The sequence below is a fragment of the Peribacillus sp. TH16 genome, from assembly GCF_016651095.1.
Taxonomy (GTDB): Bacteria; Bacillota; Bacilli; order Bacillales; family DSM-1321; genus Peribacillus; species Peribacillus butanolivorans.
Genome location: NZ_JAEKEM010000009.1, coordinates 871,760 through 890,483 on the forward strand (window position 1 = coordinate 871,760; position 18,724 = coordinate 890,483).

Consider the following 18,724-nt stretch of genomic DNA (forward strand, 5'->3'; position numbering starts at 1 on the left):
ATTGTTATTTGCCTATATAAGGCAATCCTTTTAGAATATTACCATTGTTTGATGAGTTTCGCAACTCCAAGTCCTAAAACTTTCTTTTTCCGATATTTTTCGCTATATCAGATAATGTTTTCCTTGCCTTAATAGCAGGAAGACCTTTCAACTCTGAAAAAGCTTTTTCTAAATACATGTCACTGATTCTAGCAGCTTGCTCAATGGCGCCTGAAGATTTGATAGCATTGATGATATGGATCATTTCGTCTTTAGACGTATCTTCCCGAACTGTTTCGATAAGCCTTTTCAACTTTGGATCTTCCATCGCAATCAATACTGGTAAAGTAATGTTTCCTTGAATCAAATCGCTTCCAGCCGGTTTCCCAAGTTCCTCTTCCGAAGCAGTAAAATCCAAGATATCATCAGTAATTTGATATGACATCCCGACATAATAACCAAATTTAAATAGCTTTTGATGAATTTTCTCATCGACACCCGCTGAAATAGCTCCCAACTGGCAGCTAGAAGCAATGAGTAATGCTGTCTTTCGTTTGATTCTTCGGAAATAAATCCGCCAATTTTGATTGAAATTGTATTTATCTTTAATTTGCTCGATTTCTCCAAGGCATAGTTCCACCATAGTATCCGCGAGAATTTGATGCGCAAGCGGCGACTCAATTACTGCCATCATTTCTAGTGCCCGTGCAAAAATGAAGTCGCCTGTATACATGGCGACACGATTATCCCATTTTGATTTTATAGTTGCAGATCCCCTGCGTAAGTCCGCATCATCAACAACATCATCGTGTACGAGAGAAGCAGTATGGATTAGTTCCAATGTTGCTGCAACATGCTTTACGACATGAATATCATAATCGCCAAACTTCGCACCCAAAAGGACGAATACCGGACGAATTCGTTTTCCGCCGGATTGCAGTAAATGCAGTGAAGCTTCCCTTAAAACAGTGGAGTCTGCTTCAATTGCGGCTTCTAGTTCTTTTTCTATTAATTGCAAATCTGTATTCAAAAAGGAATACATCATTTTAAATTTCATACATTTCACCCAGCTTTGTCCATTGCTATTATGCTTTATTTGAAGGCTTGTACCCGAAATGTGTTGCTGCAACACCACCGAAATGGGCCTTGTAACTGACATTTTCCATTCCTGCCTGTTTGAACATACTTTCAAGCTTTTTCATGCCCGGGAAATCGCGCGCCGATTCCTGCAGCCATGAATATTCGTTATAGCTTTTAGCGAATAGTTTACCAAACACGGGCATTATGAAACGGAAATAAAAGTAATAGCCCTGTTTAAATCCAAGCATTGTTGGCTGTGAGGTATCGAGGCAAACAACCATTCCACCCGGCTTGACAACACGGTTTAACTCTTTGAGTACTTGCATGTAATCAGGAACATTCCGCAGCCCGAAACCGATTGTGACATAATCAAAGCTATTATCCTCAAAAGGAAGTTCCATTGCATTCCCATGCATTAGAGAAACTTGATCTAACTTGAGTTCATTCACCTTTTGTTCGCCGATTTTCAGCATATTTTTACTAAAATCCAGACCAACAACCTTTCCTTCAGGTCCTACTTCATTAGCAAGGGCAATGGTCCAGTCCGCTGTTCCACAGCATACATCAAGTGCATGGGCGCCTTTTGGGACTTTCATTATAGCCATTGTAGCCTTCCGCCATTTAAGATGCTGCTTAAAGCTGATGAGGGAATTCATCTTGTCATAATTACCGTAAATCTTTTCAAAAACATGATGAACTTTTTGCTCTTTAGACTGCTCCATGACTCACCCTTCTTTCACGTAAGAAATTGCTTCACTCTCTGTTTGTTTCAAGATTACGTTTACTCTTTGAAGTAAATCGTCATTCTTAGTTACTAGCTTCTGCATCGAAAGCTTTACGGATTGCCTGGCATCCCTCAGACACTTATCAAATTGAGTCCGTACCTGTGCTTCCTTTTCTGAAGTTAGAACATCATTACTATTCGAATCATCAAAAGATATGTCTCTTAAGACATCAAAAACTACCGATTGGCCTGACTTTAGATAGTTTCTCATCTCAGCATGCAGCCGATTCAAAAGAAGCAGGTCTTCTGAAATGTCAATCCAGGCAGGTTGATTATAATAATCAGCCAATTTATAAATCAGCGAAGCCTCGATCGCTTTAATTGTCGTTATAAGCGTTGGAACATCCTTAATGGACCGTTGTTGATAAAGAATGATTTTATGATCATTTATTTTTTTTATGGCGCTTGATAGTATACGAATCATCTCAACATTACCAACACCGGCAAGCCCTTGATAGTATAAGCCACTATAATAATCACCAGCAAGTACTTGTAATTGCCGATTTTTCAATTCCTCAGGCAACTCTATTCCTTCGCCCGAATTTGACACTATTTCATGGGTATCAAGAGCTATTTGCACTAGCATAGTTGAAATAATGTATTGATTCCGTTCTTCGCTTAAAACGTCCAAATCGTTAAACAATCCCCAAAGCAATAACAGTTTATCGTCGTCTAAGCTTGGCTTTTGAATATATTTCAATAAATATGGATGTTGAGCTTTGGTTTCTATTAATTGTTTTAATTGCCTTAAGTCGTTCGTTATGTTTAACAATTGAGATCACCCTTGCATCCCCGAAAGATAATTTTTTTTCATACATATTGGTTTCTGTCTGTGTAAAATACACATTATTATACCATAAAAACAATCAGATGAAATGGACAACGTTTATAAAATGAAACTTCCATAAATAAGGAAACCATCGTCTTATGTTCATTCAAAAAAATGGATGCGGGAAATTTACAGCTTGTTAAAACGCGATATCAGGTGATTGATTTAAAACATAACCAATTAGGGACAAGATTTTACTTGTCAGAAGGATTCTTTTTCGAATCACTTTCAACCTCACCGAATGGAGTATAAATCTTTGCATGTCCTCTTATTTTAATCGCAGAAGTGTGCTCTGTGAATTGTGCGATCATCACTTCCCCTGAATCGAGTTTTTCAGAGTGATGAAACTTAGTATCCGTTCCTCTAGTTAAACCGATGACATTTACACTATCCTCAATAGCTTTAATTACCACAAAATCATTCAAGATCTTTTTTTCATTCATTTTCTAACCCCCTATATCCTTAGTCTTTAATGAATGCCAGTACTTCAGCTCTTGTACGATGATCCTTAGCAAAAGTACCTCTCACAGCTGAAGTCACTGTTTTAGACCCGGGTTTTTTGACACCTCTCATTGTCATACACATATGTTCAGCCTCTACTACCACCATGACACCATGAGGTTCAAGCTTTTCCATTATGGAGTCCGCTACTGTTGAGGTGATGCGCTCTTGAAGTTGTGGACGCTTTGAAACCGCCTCTACAGCTCGGGCTAACTTACTTAAGCCGGTAACTTTCCCGTTTTTCGGGATATATGCTACATGAGCTTTTCCGTAAAAAGGCACTAAATGATGTTCACAGACTGAGTAAAATGGGATATCTTTTACAAGGACAAGTTCCTCATGGTCTTCTCCAAAAACAGTATCAAAATATTCTTTTGGGTCCTGAGTAAGTCCGGAAAAAATTTCTTCATACATTCTTGCTACACGGCCAGGGGTATCAAGCAGTCCTTCTCTAGTAGGGTCTTCCCCAACAGCCTCAAGAAGCATTTTCACCGCTTCTTCAATTTTGGCATGGTCAACATTAGCCATTTAAACTTACCTCCTAAAAATAAATAAAATAGTATGTATTCAGAAAAAAATGCATGGAGTTTCACCCTGACATTCATATTTCCTATTTTTAAAGCAACCTAAGCCTAACTGAAATGTATTAGCTTAAAGCGACCTCTAAACTTAGTTTTGTCGTGATTGATTTTTTCATAATGGTATATCCTTTTGAATAAATTTATCAAAATCAACTTTTCTAAAATATTCACTGTCTTTTATATTATCACAGATAGAAATTAAGAAGCAAAAAAAGGGCCGCGTTTGCACGCGGCCCTTTTCCGGTTAAGCACCCGTATGTAATGGTAGAGTTACTTCACTGCATCTTTCAGTGCTTTACCAGGTTTGAAAGCTGGCACTTTGCTAGCTGCAATTTCGATTTCGTCACCAGTTTGTGGGTTACGACCTTTACGAGCCGCACGTTCACGAACTTCAAAGTTACCGAAACCAATTAATTGGACTTTATCACCGTTTTTTAGAGCTTCTAAGATTGTATCAAAAACAGCATCAACAGCTTTTGTAGCGTCTTTCTTAGAAATTTCAGTTGCTGTAACAACTTCATTAATCAATTCTGTTTTGTTCATGCCATTCACCTCCTCCCAAAAGGATCTTATAAAAAATCATTATTACAACACTATAATAGTGATTTGATATTAGTTTCGGTCAAAAATTTTCATTCCATGATAATCAGGGTTACCAAGCTGAAATAATTTCCCAAAAAATGCACCTAGAAATTTTAAAATAGGTTGAAATCGCTGATATAACGCGTTTTCTGTATGTAGATTATCACAAATCCTATTAGCTTAGCAAGGGAAATCAAAAAATAATGGGAATCTTTTCATAAATAATTGTATATATTATAAATTTTGTCTTTCGCTATACATCATTTCCCTTTTTTATAGAAATTAAACTTGTTATATTACTGAAAATCGCATAACCATAGGCTTTTAGCGATTATACTGAAAAAACAACCAGATTTTCAAGAAAGAAACTCCCTTCAAGAGAAATTTTTCTTAGAATATAATTGTTTTCCCTCTTACTTTGGCAACAAAGAAGCCGGTACGCCCTAATGTAAAGCCAAAAACGTATCATCCATTTTATTATTTTTAGTAAATTTCTAGACTCACATGTAAAAAGACCAATCCGATGAAGGAGTTGGTCCAGCTTTTAACCTTTTTTATAATATGATAGCAATCAATCCCCCACTGCCCTCATTAATAATCCTTTCCAGCGTCTCCTTCAATTTGTAACGTGCATTATCCGGCATCATCGCTAATTTTACCTGAATGCCTTCTCTTACGTAAGAACTTAGGCTTCGGCCAAAAATATCAGAATTCCAAATGGATAATGGATTGTCTTCGAAATCTTGCATTAAATATCGAACCAATTCTTCACTTTGCTTTTCCGTTCCAATGATTGGTGAAAACTCCGATTCAACATCGACCTTAATCATATGGATTGAAGGAGCCACAGCTTTGAGCCTGACCCCGAACCTGGCTCCTTGACGGATAATTTCCGGCTCATCTAGACTCATATCATTAAGAGAAGGGGCTGCAACGCCATAACCCGTTTGTTTAACCATTTTTAATGCATCCGCAACCTGATCATATTCGGCCTTGGCATATGCAAAGTCCTGCATCAGGGATAAAAGATGATCCTTCCCGCGTATCTCCACACCGACAATTTCTTTTAAAATATCATCATAGAGTTCATCCGGTGCGTAAAGGTCGATTTCAGCCACGCCCTGACCCATCTCAATACCTGCAAGAGCGGCACGGTCGATAAACTCGAATTCATTGAAATGACCGACTACACGGTCTACATCTCTTAGGCGTTTAATGTCCTTCACGGTCTCTTTTACAGCTTCCTGATAGCTTTCTCTTAACCAATGATCCTCCCGCAGAACCATTACCCAGCTCGGAAGATTCACATTGACTTCAAGTACCGGAAATTCATATAGGGCCTCACGCAGGACGCTGTATACATCTGATTCCCGCATTCCTTCAACGCTCATGGCCAATACAGGTATATCATACTTTTCCTGTAAAGATTCCTTTAGTGCGACTGTATTTGGGTGATGGGGCTGAACGGAATTGACAATCATAATAAATGGCTTGCCAACCTCCTTCAATTCTTCAACAACCCTCTCCTCCGCCTCTAAATAATCACTGCGTGGAATTTCTCCGATTGATCCATCCGTAGTAACGACTACGCCTAACGTGGAATGATCCTGGATTACTTTTCGTGTGCCGATTTCAGCTGCTTCATTGAACGGAATCGGCTCCTCGTACCATGGAGTATGAATCATACGGGGACCATTTTCGTCTTCATACCCTTTAGCCCCAGGTATTGTATAACCCACACAATCAACTAAACGAATGTTCACTTCAAGCCCTTCCGCAACCTGAATCGACGCTGCCTGATTCGGTACGAATTTAGGTTCTGTCGTCATAATCGTTTTTCCAGCAGCACTTTGAGGTAATTCATCTTGTGCCCTGGCACGGTCAGCTTCTGACGGTATATTCGGAATAACAACAAGCTCCATGAATTTCTTAATAAATGTGGATTTCCCTGTTCTGACGGCACCGACTACACCTAAATAAATGTCGCCACCGGTCCGCTCAGCTATATCTTTGAAAATATCTACCTTTTCCAAGGTATCCCCTCCCGAATTAGAGTTTTGGGATTTCGTTTATCCATTTACTTTATTTAGGACACTATATATCTATGATGTTGTCCTAAAAATTTATTCCAATTATTTCCCTGGTTTAATCCCTTCCTCCACCAGAAATTTTATATAAGGGTTGTTATTTTAAAAGTAAGATGAAATAAAAATAAAGAAATAACCCTTCCCCTACAATATATTTTGTAGAAGAAGGGTTATGACTATTTTGAAAGAAATTTTGGATTATTTGTTTTTTTATCAATTGTATATGGCAGTGAATAGGCCGGAACAAACTCTGAATTTTGTACAAGGAGTTCACGAATATCATCACCAGGATTAATACCTCCGTCATACCCCTGCAATACGTCATATAAATCAGGAGTATAGTCAACAAAAATATTGCCGCCACCGTCAACCACGAAATATAAGTCTTTTTGTGAAAATGGACTCGTGACCGTAGGGGCTTCCTTTAGACCCATCTTTTCATAATCAAGAGTAAAGACATTATCCGCTAACCTTTCCTTAAATGGGGGGTATCCGTTGCTTTGCTGATAAGCTTTCAATCTCAAGGAAATATCCTGAATTTTCTGAGCCATCCGGACATCCAACAGTTTTACAGTTGGATCATCTTCAACATTAACAAGGACATATTGAAAAACTCCACCTGATTCATAGGCATTGTCAGGCGGTTCTGCCATATACTTGGGTGAAATCTTAGAAAACTTAATCACGTATTTTTGGTAAATTGGTGTTTCAGCCTCTTTTGTAACAATTGGCAAAATGCCGCCTTCATCTTTCTGAAATTGATCAACTGCGCTTTGGACAGATTGTATTTGCTCTTTATAAGGCAGTTGATTTTGCATTTTTTGCTTCTGAGGATACAAACACCCAGTCAATAACCCCGAGATGCATAATAAACATAATATTTTGAAAAAATTTTTCATCATTTCTCCTCACCTATCAAGTGGTTGGCCCGCTAAGAACAACGATAAGGATGATCAAGCCGGCAAGAATCATAAGTATGTATGCAATAATTGCTGTTAAGCCTTTAAAAAAACCTTTAAATTTATAGCGGCTTAAGTAAATAAGAAGTATAGAGATAACCATAAAGCCCATAGCTATAAAGGATATCCACATTTTTTGCAGAGCAGGTGTCATATCATTATCACTCCTTTTTCCAGAAATTATTATAACATACCAAATTACGTTAAAGGAATTAAATCATTGTCCAAACTGTGTAAAAAATTGCTTGTCACAATCATTTGATAAATAATAATTTTCAATTTCACTACCCCTAGCCTTCCATATAGTCCGATAAAAGACTTCCACTTCTTGCAAATTACCCGAATAAATAAATGTATAACACTCCCCATTCTCTTCCTTTTATTCAACCAAAAAAGCAGCCCCTCGGCTGCTTATTTGTTGAATTATAATTAAGATTTAAGTGTTGGCAACACATCTTTAAACGCTTTGATTACTGTATCAACTTCATCCAAATGGATTGTCAATGACGGCTCAATCCGGATTGTTTTAGAGTTTATAAGCGTACCTGCTACCAAAATACCTTTATCGAAGAGAGCTTTTGAGAATTCATAACCTACTTCGTCTTTATGGAACTCAATACCAATCATTAAACCTTGTCCACGGATCTCCAAAACCTTATCTTTATGCTCGTTAGCTACTTCTCTTAATCCATTTAGGAAGTATTCACCTACTTCTGCGGCACGCTCCGGTAGTTTTTCTTCCAAAAGCACATCGATTGTAGCAATGGCTGCAGCACAGGCAAGTGGGTTTCCTCCAAACGTGGTTGTGTGCATGAACGGGTTTTCGAACCAGCTTTTAAACACTTTCTCATTGGCTACAACTGCCCCAGCTGGCATCACTCCACCACCAAATGCTTTAGCTAAACAAATAATGTCTGGAACAACATCATAAAGCTCAGAAGCAAACATTTTGCCTGTGCGCCCCATTCCCGTTTGCACTTCATCTAAGATTAATAACGCATCATACTCATCACATAATTCTCGAACTTGCTTCAAATAACCTTGTGGAGGCAGAATGACTCCTCCCTCTCCTTGGATAGGTTCCAACAATACAGCAGCAACTTCTTCACCGACAAGGGCACTACTTTCGAACGTTTTCCTCATCATATCGATATCACCGAAAGGTACATGACGTACGCCTGGAATCAGTGGTAGGAACGGTTTACGGAACATGCCCTTTGCAGTAGCCGAAAGGGAACCAAGACTTTTTCCGTGAAATGATTTTGTCGTCGAAATAATCGTGTATCGGTCGCTGTACATTTTAGCCAACTTCAACGCAGCTTCTACACTTTCAGTACCGCTGTTCGTAAAGAAGGAGTATTTTAAATCTCCCGGTGTAATATCAGCAAGAATCTTAGCAAGCATTGCCCGTAATGGATCTAGTAAGTCCTGGCTGTGAAGTGCTTGTCTTTGCAATTGATCAGTAACGGCTTTTACAACTTTGGGGTTACGGTGGCCAACATTATAGATACCAAAGCCGCCTAAACAATCAATATATTTTTTTCCATTAACATCCGTAAAACAGGAATCCTGGTCAGACCATTCTACTGCTGCGAATTGTGTATCTTTCGTTACCGTTTTCCGATATTCTAAAAAACCTGGGTTTACATGGTTACGGAAATTTTCAACAGTTTCTTTCGTTACCCATTGGGCATCTTCTTTTGAAATTTCTTTTTGTTCGATTAATTGAAGCACTTTTTTAATATAATCCTGTGTTTCTGTTTGGCTCACTTGATTTGTTTTATTTTCTACATTAATTGACATATAAAAAACTCCTTTTTTAGTAATCTGTAGTGGTTGGCTAATTATGATAGCTCTGATAAAACTTTACTGTTTACCTCCCTTTTAGCTTATACATATATACAAGCAAGAACCATGCCAACATGTTTCATTGAGGATATAGCTATTTTTCTTTTAAAAATCTATAAAAACTATGCAAATATGCATAGCTTATTTTCTGATGCATACCTCCCTTTTAGAAGTCCTTCGAGACGCTTTCCAATTACTACATAAAAAAAAAGCCGTTGTACAAGTTAAACACTTGTCAACAGCTTTCATTCAAAAAAATACATTTTTTTCGCTTCTCTTATTTTGCTCTGCTAAGATTTTTTGATACTTTCTGCTCACTGACGATTGGCTGATTCCAAGCGCTTTAGCTGCTTTCGTCGTAGTTTTATATTGTTTCATTGCAAGCATGATCAATTGCTCTTCCACATAATCCTGTGCCTCTTGAAGAGGAAGAATTCTCGTTATAATTGGTTTTGCCTGTTTAAAATCGCTGCCAACCGTAAGGAACTTCTGGATAAAGTCGGCATCAATCATTTCTTCATCCGCGGAGACAACCAATCTTTCAATCATATTTTGCAATTCGCGAATGTTACCTGGCCATGAATAGACCTCCAGAATATTTAGAGCATCTGGCGAAAAATGGTAATTTCGGTGATACCGCTCATTTAGCTTTTGTAGAAAATGAAAAGCCAGCGGCGGTATATCCTCCGGTCTTTCCCTTAAAGGCGGAACATGAATGGGAATGACGTTTAACCGATAGAACAAATCTTCTCTAAATGTCCCCATCTCGACCATTTTTTCCAGTCTCTTATTCGTAGCAGCAACAATTTGAACATCAATCGGTATAGGTGTAGTACTACCAATCGGAATCACTTCCTGTTCCTGTAAAACACGAAGCAATTTCACTTGCAGGTGTATAGGCATATCTCCAACTTCATCAAGGAATAAAACGCCATTATTCGCCTGTTGAAAGTATCCTACCTTTCCATTTTTATCTGCGCCGGTAAATGATCCCTTCGTATAACCAAACAATTCACTTTCGAGTAAATTTTCCGGTATCGCTCCGCAATTTATTTTCAAGAAAGGCTGTTTGGACCTTCTACCCATTTTATGGATTGACTCGGCAATCACTTCTTTACCTACACCAGACTCTCCATTGATTAACACGGTAGATGAAAAATGGGCAATTTTTTTCACTTGGCTAATAATCTGCTCCATTTTAGGACTGGCGAAAATCAACTCTTTGTAAAATTGATCTTGTTTTTTGAACGAGTCAAGTTCTTTTCTCATTTCATTTAACTCTGATTTTAACTGAGTTGTTTCTGTAATATCCCTTGATGCAATGACAATTCGCTCAATGTCTCCTTTTTCATTGAACACAGGGGTTCCTACGGAAAGGACTTTCTTATTCATTTTCGTATCTTGAACAATCGATACTTTCTTCTTTTGCTCAAGAACTAACCGGGTGACCGAAGGGTTAAAAATCCCTTCATCCTCTATTTGCAAGAGGTTCTTCCCGATATAATCCTTTAAATCCATTCCCCAGAATCCAGAAATGATGCTGTCACTGTAGCGCAACAGTTCCCCTTTTTGATTAACGACCAGAATTTCATCATAGATATTCGCTAAAATGGCATTTAAATCCTTATTCGAACTCTTTATCAACTCTATTTCCATAGCCATTTCCTCAACCATTGGTAAGTCCTGAACGATGATAATAAGACCTTCCACTTCTTTTGTATGGTTTAGAATTGGGCTATAATCGACAAGCACACTCATTATATCGGTAATTTCCAGCTGATTGAGGATACTGCCTCCACTGGTAAACACACTATGTATATGCTGCTTATTGAAGATGGTCGCAGCAGGTTGATTAAGTACTTGTTCTGAAGGCTTTTTTATCATTTTCAAGCCTGATTCATTAAAGTTAACAATATTTCTTTCTTTATCAGCTACAAAGATCCCCATAGGAATGGATGTCAAAATAACTTTTAACAGATCTAAATTTTGTTTGCTGTCCTGCTTGAATAGTTCAGCTAACACATCTTCCCTTTTAACATAGCCAGTAAGCATGCCTTCATCCGTTTTTATCAATACGATAGGTTCACCGATAATTTGATAAAGAAGCGGCAGAGAGATGTTCGGAGGCAACTTACAGACATTATCAATTGAAAAGGCATACTGCACAAGCTGTTCGGCTGTTAATGTTCTATCGTTTAACGGGAGGTCCTCCATGCGGATATAGGCAAACACTTGCTGTTCCTTCATCAGAAAAAAGAAAGGTTCCTGTATCTCATAAACTTTTTGAGCTGAAAATGTAGGTTGATCAATTGTGATAGTTATGAATGGTCTAATTTTATCATCCGGTATGGATAGCACAGTTTCACTCTCCTTTTGTCACTAGCCTTTATTTTAACATAATTCTAAATTGCGAGATAAAAAATAAACATTTACTCCTGAACTCATCTTCAATATAACTGAATCTGTAAACATAAAAAAGGGCCCTCTATTGGACCCTTGTTACATGTACCGCTAATGCATCCCCAAATTGTTTAAAACTGACTTGTGCAAAAGAACATTTTTCCTTTCTAATTTTCATTCTCTTTTTACATTTTTTCATTTGTATTGTTATGATCCGATTCACTATTGATAGGATTAATTCAGAGCATATGCGCTAACGCCTTAAACGAAAAACCAAATAGAACAACAGAAATGAGCGTTTACGACCTGTTCATCCCTCTATCAGACATATGACATCCTCCCTTGTTTCTGATTTTTTTAGATATTTTGAGCTTTTTCAAATTGGAATTGCGGAGGAGAATTAGTAAACAATTTCGTCCGATAAAGAAGATAACCAATACCGATTACCGCCCAAATAACCCCTAGAATCAGTGAACTCATTTCAAGATTAAGCCAAAGAATGAACACTGATGCTGCTCCTATTACCGGGGACAAGATATTACTTAGAAATCCTTTAACTGAACGAAAGCTTTTGTTCCTAATTGCATGGATAATTACACAAATATTTACGAAAGTGAAAGCAATTAAAGCTCCAAAATTAATGAGTGAAGCAGCTGTTACTAAATCAAGGAATAATGCCACCAGTGATATAGCCCCAACAAAGATGACATTGTAAAATGGCGTTTTATATGTAGGATGGATAAACCCAAAAAGTTTTTTCGGGATCATCTGGTCTCGACCCATAACATATAGAAGCCTTGAAACACTAGCATGTGATGCAAGACCTGAAGCAAGGGTACCAGATAATGTACCTGCAAGAAAGAACGCCTGAAAAAGTTTTCCTCCTACATATAGGGCAATTTCTGGTGATGCCGCTTCCGGGTCAGCAAAACGGGAAACATCAGGGAAAAATAGCTGTGTAAAAAAAGCAGCTGTCACAAATAAAACTCCGCCAATAAAAGCAGTTAAAAAAATGGCACGCGGAATCGTTTTGGTTGGATTTGGTGTTTCTTCTGATAACGTAGTGACCGCATCAAATCCCAAGAAAGAAAAACATAGAATCGTTGCTCCTGTTATGAGAGTGGACATTTCCATATGTGACCCAATGAATGGCTGAATCGAGAAGACCTCTCCTGTACCTTCACCACCCATAACCCCTTTAACAACCAGTGCCACAAATATGATAATGACTAGCATTTGAAAAAAAACAAGAAAGCTATTAAAATTGGCAGCAAAGTTCACATTGAATAAGTTAATGACCGTCATTAAAAGAACAAATGCAACCACCCATATCCATGGAGACACTTCAGGAAAAAGAGCAGTTAAATATATTTTTGTTAATACGGCATTCACCATTGGTAAAAATAAATAATCAAGCATCGATGACCAGCCGACAAGAAAGCCTAAATGCGGATTAATCGTTTTTTGGGTGTAAGTATAGGCCGAACCTGCCTGCGGGTAAACTTTTACCATTTTCCCGTAACTGGCTGCCGTAAACAACATCGCTATTAGAGCAATAACATAAGCGGTCGGTACATGCCCCCCTGTTTTTTCAGAAACAATCCCAAATGTATCAAAAACAACCATCGGGGTCATATATCCAACACCGAGCAATACAATATGCCATAAATTTAGAGACCTTTTCAGCTGACCTGTTTGCATGTATCATTCCCCTTCCTAATATCTGTGTTCATTGATTAAAATTTCACCAACGTTTTCTAGTGCCCCCTTATTGCGAAATTTCTGAATATATTACACTTCGCAATTTTCATACCAAAAAAAACAGTCGATTTTAAGCGAATAACAAGGAAATTAGTAGAAACTTCATGCAAACTTGAATAATCTATTCATTTATTCATAATTCGAGATGTTCAAATTTAAAAACAATAAATAAGTATTTATGCTGAAAATTAATTTTGTCATAAACGAAAATGTAAGGTGATTGGGTGATTTTTATTCATAAAAAAAGCAGAAGATATCAAGATATCTTCTGCCCATTTGACTAAATCCCCCGTGCCGAGGTCAAATTACTAGTTTACTTTCGTTGCATTGTATGCTGATACATTGCAACGCGCATCCTCGAATGCCCATTTTAATGAAATTCTTTTTATTGAAACTACAGATTTGAGGTTAATCCTGCTGTCTGCTATCCAAAATGTTAAAGAGTTCTTCCATTTCATTCGTTTTCGAACGATTCATCAAGAGGTCAACTGCCTGTTTCACTTCTTCACCATTAAACAAGACATCGTACAAGGCTTCAGTAATCGGCATATTCACTTCGTACTTTTGAGCTAGTTGATAGGCAGCTTTAGTGGTTCTTACACCTTCAACAACCATACCCATGTTTTCTAAAACTTCCTCAAGCTTTTGTCCTTTTCCAAGCATATTTCCTGCTCTCCAGTTACGGGAGTGTACGCTTGTACAAGTTACAATTAAGTCACCAATACCAGCTAATCCTGAAAAAGTGAGTGGGTTAGCGCCCATGGCTACTCCTAAACGAGAGATTTCAGCCAATCCTCGTGTAATTAAGGCAGCCTTTGCATTATCCCCATAGCCTAACCCGTCCGTAATACCGGCGGCTAAAGCAATTATATTCTTTAAAGCTCCCCCGATTTCGACACCAATCAAATCAGGGTTTGTATACACACGGAAATTATGATTGATAAAGATGTCCTGAACCTTTTCGGCCGCCTTCATATTTTTTGAAGAAACGGCAACTGTTGTTGGATGACGTAAACTGACTTCTTCAGCATGACTTGGCCCAGAAAGGACCACAATATCTTGAAGCCAATCTGTTGAAGATACTTCTTCAATCATTTCTGAAATACGTAGTAGCGAATCAGGTTCAATGCCTTTACTTACATGAACAATTGTTAATGGCTTATCATGGGCTGCTTCAATCTGACCAAGCACTTCACGATAGGCTTTCGTCGGCACAGCTAATATAATTATTTCAATCCCAACTAAAGCCTTCTCGATTGAAGAATACCCTTTAATTCCTATTGGAAGTTCAATACCCGGCAAATATTTTTTATTAGTATGAGCTTGATTTATTTCATCAATTTGTTTCGGATTATGTCCCCATAACCTCACTTCATGCTGATTATCAGCTAATACCATCGCTAAAGCAGTTCCCCAGCTCCCTGCACCAATAACTGCGATACTTTCTTTTGCGTTCACCATTGTACATACCGCCCTTTCTATTTTCTTTGGCGTCCAAAAATGCGTATCGGTGTTCCTTCAAATCCAAAGGCGTCCCGAATTCGATTTTCTAAAAATCTCTCATATGAGAAATGCATTAACTCTGGATCGTTAACAAATACAACAAAAGTTGGCGGCTTAATCGCTACCTGGGTCGTATAGTAAATTTTCAAACGGTTCCCATTATGAGTTGGTGTCGGATTCATAGCCACTGCATCCATAACCACTTCATTCAATACATTTGTCTGAACACGGATAGCATGATTCTCACTAGCTTGATCTATGACTGGTATCAACGTATGTGTACGTTTTTTAGTTAGGGCAGAAAGATAAATGATCGGCGCATAATCTAAGAATAGGAAATGAGCACGAATATTTTCTTCAAAGTCCTTCATGGTCTTTTCATCTTTCTCGATAGCATCCCATTTATTGACGACAATTATGACCGCTCTACCCGCTTCGTGGGCATATCCGGCAATTTTTTTATCCTGCTCACGGATACCTTCTTCCGCATTCAAAACGACAAGAACAACGTCTGAACGTTCAATTGCTCTCAATGCACGAAGTACACTATATTTTTCCGTACTTTCATACACTTTCCCTTTTTTTCTCATCCCTGCGGTATCAATAATGACATACTCTTTACCATTATATTTATACGGTGAGTCAATCGCGTCACGAGTCGTGCCTTCAATATCACTGACGATAACCCGATCTTCTCCAAGCAAGGCATTGACTAGTGATGATTTACCAACATTCGGTCTTCCAATTAAACTGAATTTAATAACATCATCAGCATAATCTTGACCACTGAATTTAGGGAAATGTTTTGCCGCTTCATCTAATAGGTCCCCAAGACCAAGTCCATGTGATCCAGAGATTGGGAATGGATCCCCAAAACCTAACGCGTAGAAATCATAGATTTGATCTCTCATTTCTGGATTATCGACTTTATTGACCGCTAGAACAACAGGTTTTCTCGATTTAAAGAGAATTTTCGCTACCTCTTCATCAGCAGATGTTACTCCTTCACGACCATTCGTCATAAAGATAATTACATCGGCTTCGTCTATAGCAATTTCAGCCTGCTGGCGAATTTGTTCGAGGAACGGCTCGTCACCGATATCGATCCCGCCTGTATCAATTATGTTAAAATCATGTGTCAACCATTCACCTGAACTATAAATTCTGTCTCTTGTTACTCCTGGAACGTCTTCAACTATTGATACACGTTCTCCCACTATTCTATTAAAGATTGTCGATTTACCTACGTTCGGCCGACCGACTATCGCAATTACCGGTTTTGGCATTGCTATTCACCCTTTCTGCTACTATATCTCTGTCAAAGTCACGAAATTCATGAATGCATTTTTTTAATATTGCATCTGCATTGTTGATTTTCATTATTTCCTTTTCAAGGAAAAGGCTGCATCCACCATCATATAAAGGAAACTTCCATCAGTAAGAGAGTTCCCCACTGATAGTTAGTTAAACGTATCAAGTATTTACAGGCAGATTGTCCAATTCACTTCCCCTGTTCCTCAGGTGACATGAAGCTGAACTCTCAGCATGGTAAAACGTGATTAAAAACAGCCCAAAAAAATGAAGATAGCCGAAAAAAGCTTTCGGCATTCAGCTTCCTTTTTATTTGATTAGAGCATATTACGATTTATCTACAGACCTCTAACTATCCTATAGTAACAAATTTCTCGCCAATCAACAATGTTTGTATGCATAAAAGCCTTCCGATTCCAATTAAATCCAAATGCAACCTTGCTTATTGGATAAAACAAGCATTTATCCTCATACGTATATTCTGGCTTCATTAATAGTTAGGTCAGAAATATTCATTGATTAAAGTTCCCTTTTCTCTGCTTCGATAAAAACCTCGATTGAGATGATGAAAAAATGTATCTACTCATAAGTTCCAATAGTCTCCAGACTATGTTTGCACACAATATCAATACTGCATTATCATGCCATGCGTATGTAAGTGCCTCATAGGACAATGAATGATAGGCAAGCAATCCCGAATATACGAGGTCACCCATAATCAGTCCAACTAAAAGGACGAATAAGCGATGTTTCCAATTTTTAAAAAGTAATAGGATAAGATAATTCAGAAAAATACACAAAAGGTAAGAAGGTTTCATAATGAGCCAAATCGGATCAAGCATAGAAAATAGCTGAAAACTTGCATAAGCAAGAGTGATTATAAGGCAACCGCTGATCAGCTCTATAATCTTGATAATCGATTGCTTCCTTATGTACACACAAAGTATAAAGATAAGATATAGACCGCTCATATGTATAGAAAGCAAGGAAACCTCCAGATTATATCCTGCTAAAACCAAGACAGCTAACAGATGAAAAAGAAAATCAAAACGAAATGGAACAGTCTTTGGAATAAAATACATGACAATGACCCAAACTATCCATGACATCCAATAAAACAAAATTCCATCCATGTAGCGTCCCCCTTTTAGGAAACATTATGGCTTGTTTATTTAAAGAATAAACATTAAGCTCGATTTTTAATGAGTACTTGTAATATCTTTACATAAAACTGTTCATTTAGTTATTTACAAAAAGGAGGTGTACTCATGGGTAAAGATCGTCAAGAAAAGAAATTGAAAGAAAGTAAACGGGTGGAATCTGATAGAGACCAATCACTGGATCATAAAGGGGCCACTAGAATGGAAAGCCCGGAAGAGGCAAGAAAAAGAAACAGCTAAATAAAAAAAGAAGCATCCGATTGTCTTTGAACAATTAGAGATGCTTCTTTTTGTTTCATTTAGCATATGTCGAGCAATCAATACCTCTTTGAGCTAACCAATGATAGGTATTGCCGGCAATAACTATTTTTGTTTTCCTTAATTCAGAAATATTAGCAGCTCCAAGCGCCGTCATGATGATTTTTAAATCTTCATGTATGTAGTTTATTTCTTTAATTAACTGTGCCAAGCCCAATTCTTTATGCAGTTTTAGGAAATGGCCGGCTAAACCTACACCTTTTGCCCCTAAGGCAAGGCTTTTTGTAATTTCTAAAGGACTTTGAATACCACCTGATCCTATAACTGAAAGCGTAGGTGAAACGTTTACTGCTTCTACTATTGAGGCAGCTGTTGGAATACCCCATTCATTAAAATAGCCGAGTATTTTCGCTCGTCTTTCATTTTCAATCTTCGCAAAATTCGTTCCGCCGAACCCACCCACATCAATGATTGAAACTCCAACGGAAAGTAATTGTTCAACGGTTTCCTTACTCATTCCAAACCCGACTTCTTTTACAATCATAGGAACTCCAAGGCTTCTGTTGATTTCTTCAATTCGTGATAATGTACCTGCAAAATTCCGATCTCCTTCAGGCATTGTCAGCTCTTGAATGACATTGAGATGAATCTGCAGAGCGTCAGCCTCTATCATATCGCTCGCTCGCTTTGCTTGCTCTACAGTTGCTTCACCACCCAGATTTCCAATCAGGACTCCATTAGGATTCTCCTGTCTTGCTACCTTAAAGGATGCCTGCTGACTGGAATCCTTTATGGCTGCCATTTGTGAACCAACTGCCATAGCAATCCCTGTTTCCCTCGCAGCAATCGCCAAATCCCCATTCAACTTTTCTGTTTCAAGACCACCGCCACCGGTCATTGCATTTATAAAAATTGGCGAACTTAATTTAAGTCCGCCAATTTCTACTGTGAGGTCCACATTATTCAAAGAAATTCCTGGTAAGCTCTGGTGAATAAACGAAATATCTTCTAGTCCGGATTTACGTAGCTGACCTGTTTTTAATGCAAAGTCTATATGCTCTAATTTTCGTTTTGCTCTCTCCAAGGCTATCACCATTATTT

Annotated in this window: 17 protein-coding genes; 1 reads left to right on the forward strand and 16 read right to left on the reverse strand. The window is 38.0% G+C overall.

Annotated features, from left to right (window positions below; all coding sequences use genetic code 11):
* Positions 1–73: 73 nt before the first annotated feature.
* The 15 genes from hepT to JFV29_RS18245 all read right to left on the reverse strand — a co-directional run bounded on the left by hepT (position 74) and on the right by JFV29_RS18245 (position 17,338).
* A complete protein-coding gene (hepT, locus tag JFV29_RS18175) occupies positions 74–1,036 on the reverse strand; it encodes a heptaprenyl diphosphate synthase component II (RefSeq protein ID WP_201185639.1) in 963 nt (320 codons plus the stop codon).
* A 28-nt stretch (positions 1,037–1,064) separates the two neighbouring features.
* Positions 1,065–1,781 carry a demethylmenaquinone methyltransferase gene (locus JFV29_RS18180; RefSeq protein WP_053346780.1) on the reverse strand — a complete coding sequence of 239 codons (717 nt, stop codon included), beginning with the start codon at positions 1,779–1,781 and terminating at the stop codon, positions 1,065–1,067.
* Between the two features lie 3 nt (positions 1,782–1,784).
* Positions 1,785–2,615 carry a heptaprenyl diphosphate synthase component 1 gene (locus JFV29_RS18185; protein ID WP_201185642.1) on the reverse strand — a complete coding sequence of 277 codons (831 nt, stop codon included), beginning with the start codon at positions 2,613–2,615 and terminating at the stop codon, positions 1,785–1,787.
* Between the two features lie 251 nt (positions 2,616–2,866).
* On the reverse strand, positions 2,867–3,115 hold the full coding sequence (gene mtrB / locus JFV29_RS18190; protein WP_053346782.1) for a trp RNA-binding attenuation protein MtrB: 249 nt from the start codon (positions 3,113–3,115) through the stop codon (positions 2,867–2,869).
* A 19-nt stretch (positions 3,116–3,134) separates the two neighbouring features.
* Positions 3,135–3,701 (reverse strand): GTP cyclohydrolase I FolE, encoded by a 567-nt coding sequence (folE, locus tag JFV29_RS18195; RefSeq protein WP_053346783.1) that lies wholly within the window; start codon positions 3,699–3,701, stop codon positions 3,135–3,137.
* Between the two features lie 323 nt (positions 3,702–4,024).
* A complete protein-coding gene (locus JFV29_RS18200) occupies positions 4,025–4,297 on the reverse strand; it encodes an HU family DNA-binding protein (protein WP_034308023.1) in 273 nt (90 codons plus the stop codon).
* Positions 4,298–4,890: 593 nt separating this feature from the next.
* Positions 4,891–6,369 (reverse strand): stage IV sporulation protein A, encoded by a 1,479-nt coding sequence (gene spoIVA / locus JFV29_RS18205; RefSeq protein ID WP_053346784.1) that lies wholly within the window; start codon positions 6,367–6,369, stop codon positions 4,891–4,893.
* A gap of 230 nt (positions 6,370–6,599) precedes the next feature.
* Positions 6,600–7,322 (reverse strand): hypothetical protein, encoded by a 723-nt coding sequence (locus tag JFV29_RS18210; RefSeq protein ID WP_201185644.1) that lies wholly within the window; start codon positions 7,320–7,322, stop codon positions 6,600–6,602.
* A 16-nt stretch (positions 7,323–7,338) separates the two neighbouring features.
* Positions 7,339–7,536, reverse strand: a complete 198-nt coding sequence (locus tag JFV29_RS18215; RefSeq protein WP_201185645.1) for a DUF2768 domain-containing protein — start codon at positions 7,534–7,536, stop codon at positions 7,339–7,341.
* Between the two features lie 275 nt (positions 7,537–7,811).
* Positions 7,812–9,185, reverse strand: a complete 1,374-nt coding sequence (locus tag JFV29_RS18220; protein ID WP_056525074.1) for a putrescine aminotransferase — start codon at positions 9,183–9,185, stop codon at positions 7,812–7,814.
* 294 nt (positions 9,186–9,479) lie between these two features.
* Positions 9,480–11,588: a sigma 54-interacting transcriptional regulator gene (locus JFV29_RS18225; protein WP_053346787.1), complete on the reverse strand. Its 2,109-nt coding sequence runs from the start codon at positions 11,586–11,588 to the stop codon at positions 9,480–9,482.
* A gap of 399 nt (positions 11,589–11,987) precedes the next feature.
* Positions 11,988–13,331, reverse strand: coding sequence for an APC family permease (locus tag JFV29_RS18230; RefSeq protein WP_201185646.1), 1,344 nt, complete (start codon positions 13,329–13,331; stop codon positions 11,988–11,990).
* A 468-nt stretch (positions 13,332–13,799) separates the two neighbouring features.
* Positions 13,800–14,852 (reverse strand): NAD(P)H-dependent glycerol-3-phosphate dehydrogenase, encoded by a 1,053-nt coding sequence (locus tag JFV29_RS18235; protein WP_201185647.1) that lies wholly within the window; start codon positions 14,850–14,852, stop codon positions 13,800–13,802.
* A 17-nt stretch (positions 14,853–14,869) separates the two neighbouring features.
* Complete coding sequence (gene der, locus JFV29_RS18240; protein WP_056525083.1) at positions 14,870–16,180, reverse strand: ribosome biogenesis GTPase Der; 1,311 nt, start codon at positions 16,178–16,180, stop codon at positions 14,870–14,872.
* 537 nt (positions 16,181–16,717) lie between these two features.
* Positions 16,718–17,338 (reverse strand): YphA family membrane protein, encoded by a 621-nt coding sequence (locus JFV29_RS18245; protein ID WP_201185648.1) that lies wholly within the window; start codon positions 17,336–17,338, stop codon positions 16,718–16,720.
* 135 nt (positions 17,339–17,473) lie between these two features.
* Here JFV29_RS18245 and JFV29_RS18250 point away from each other — a divergent pair, with 135 nt between their 5' ends.
* A complete protein-coding gene (locus JFV29_RS18250) occupies positions 17,474–17,605 on the forward strand; it encodes a YpzI family protein (RefSeq protein ID WP_069981702.1) in 132 nt (43 codons plus the stop codon).
* Between the two features lie 55 nt (positions 17,606–17,660).
* Here JFV29_RS18250 and fni read toward each other — a convergent pair whose 3' ends face one another.
* On the reverse strand, positions 17,661–18,719 hold the full coding sequence (gene fni, locus JFV29_RS18255; RefSeq protein ID WP_274607057.1) for a type 2 isopentenyl-diphosphate Delta-isomerase: 1,059 nt from the start codon (positions 18,717–18,719) through the stop codon (positions 17,661–17,663).
* Positions 18,720–18,724: the final 5 nt, after the last annotated feature.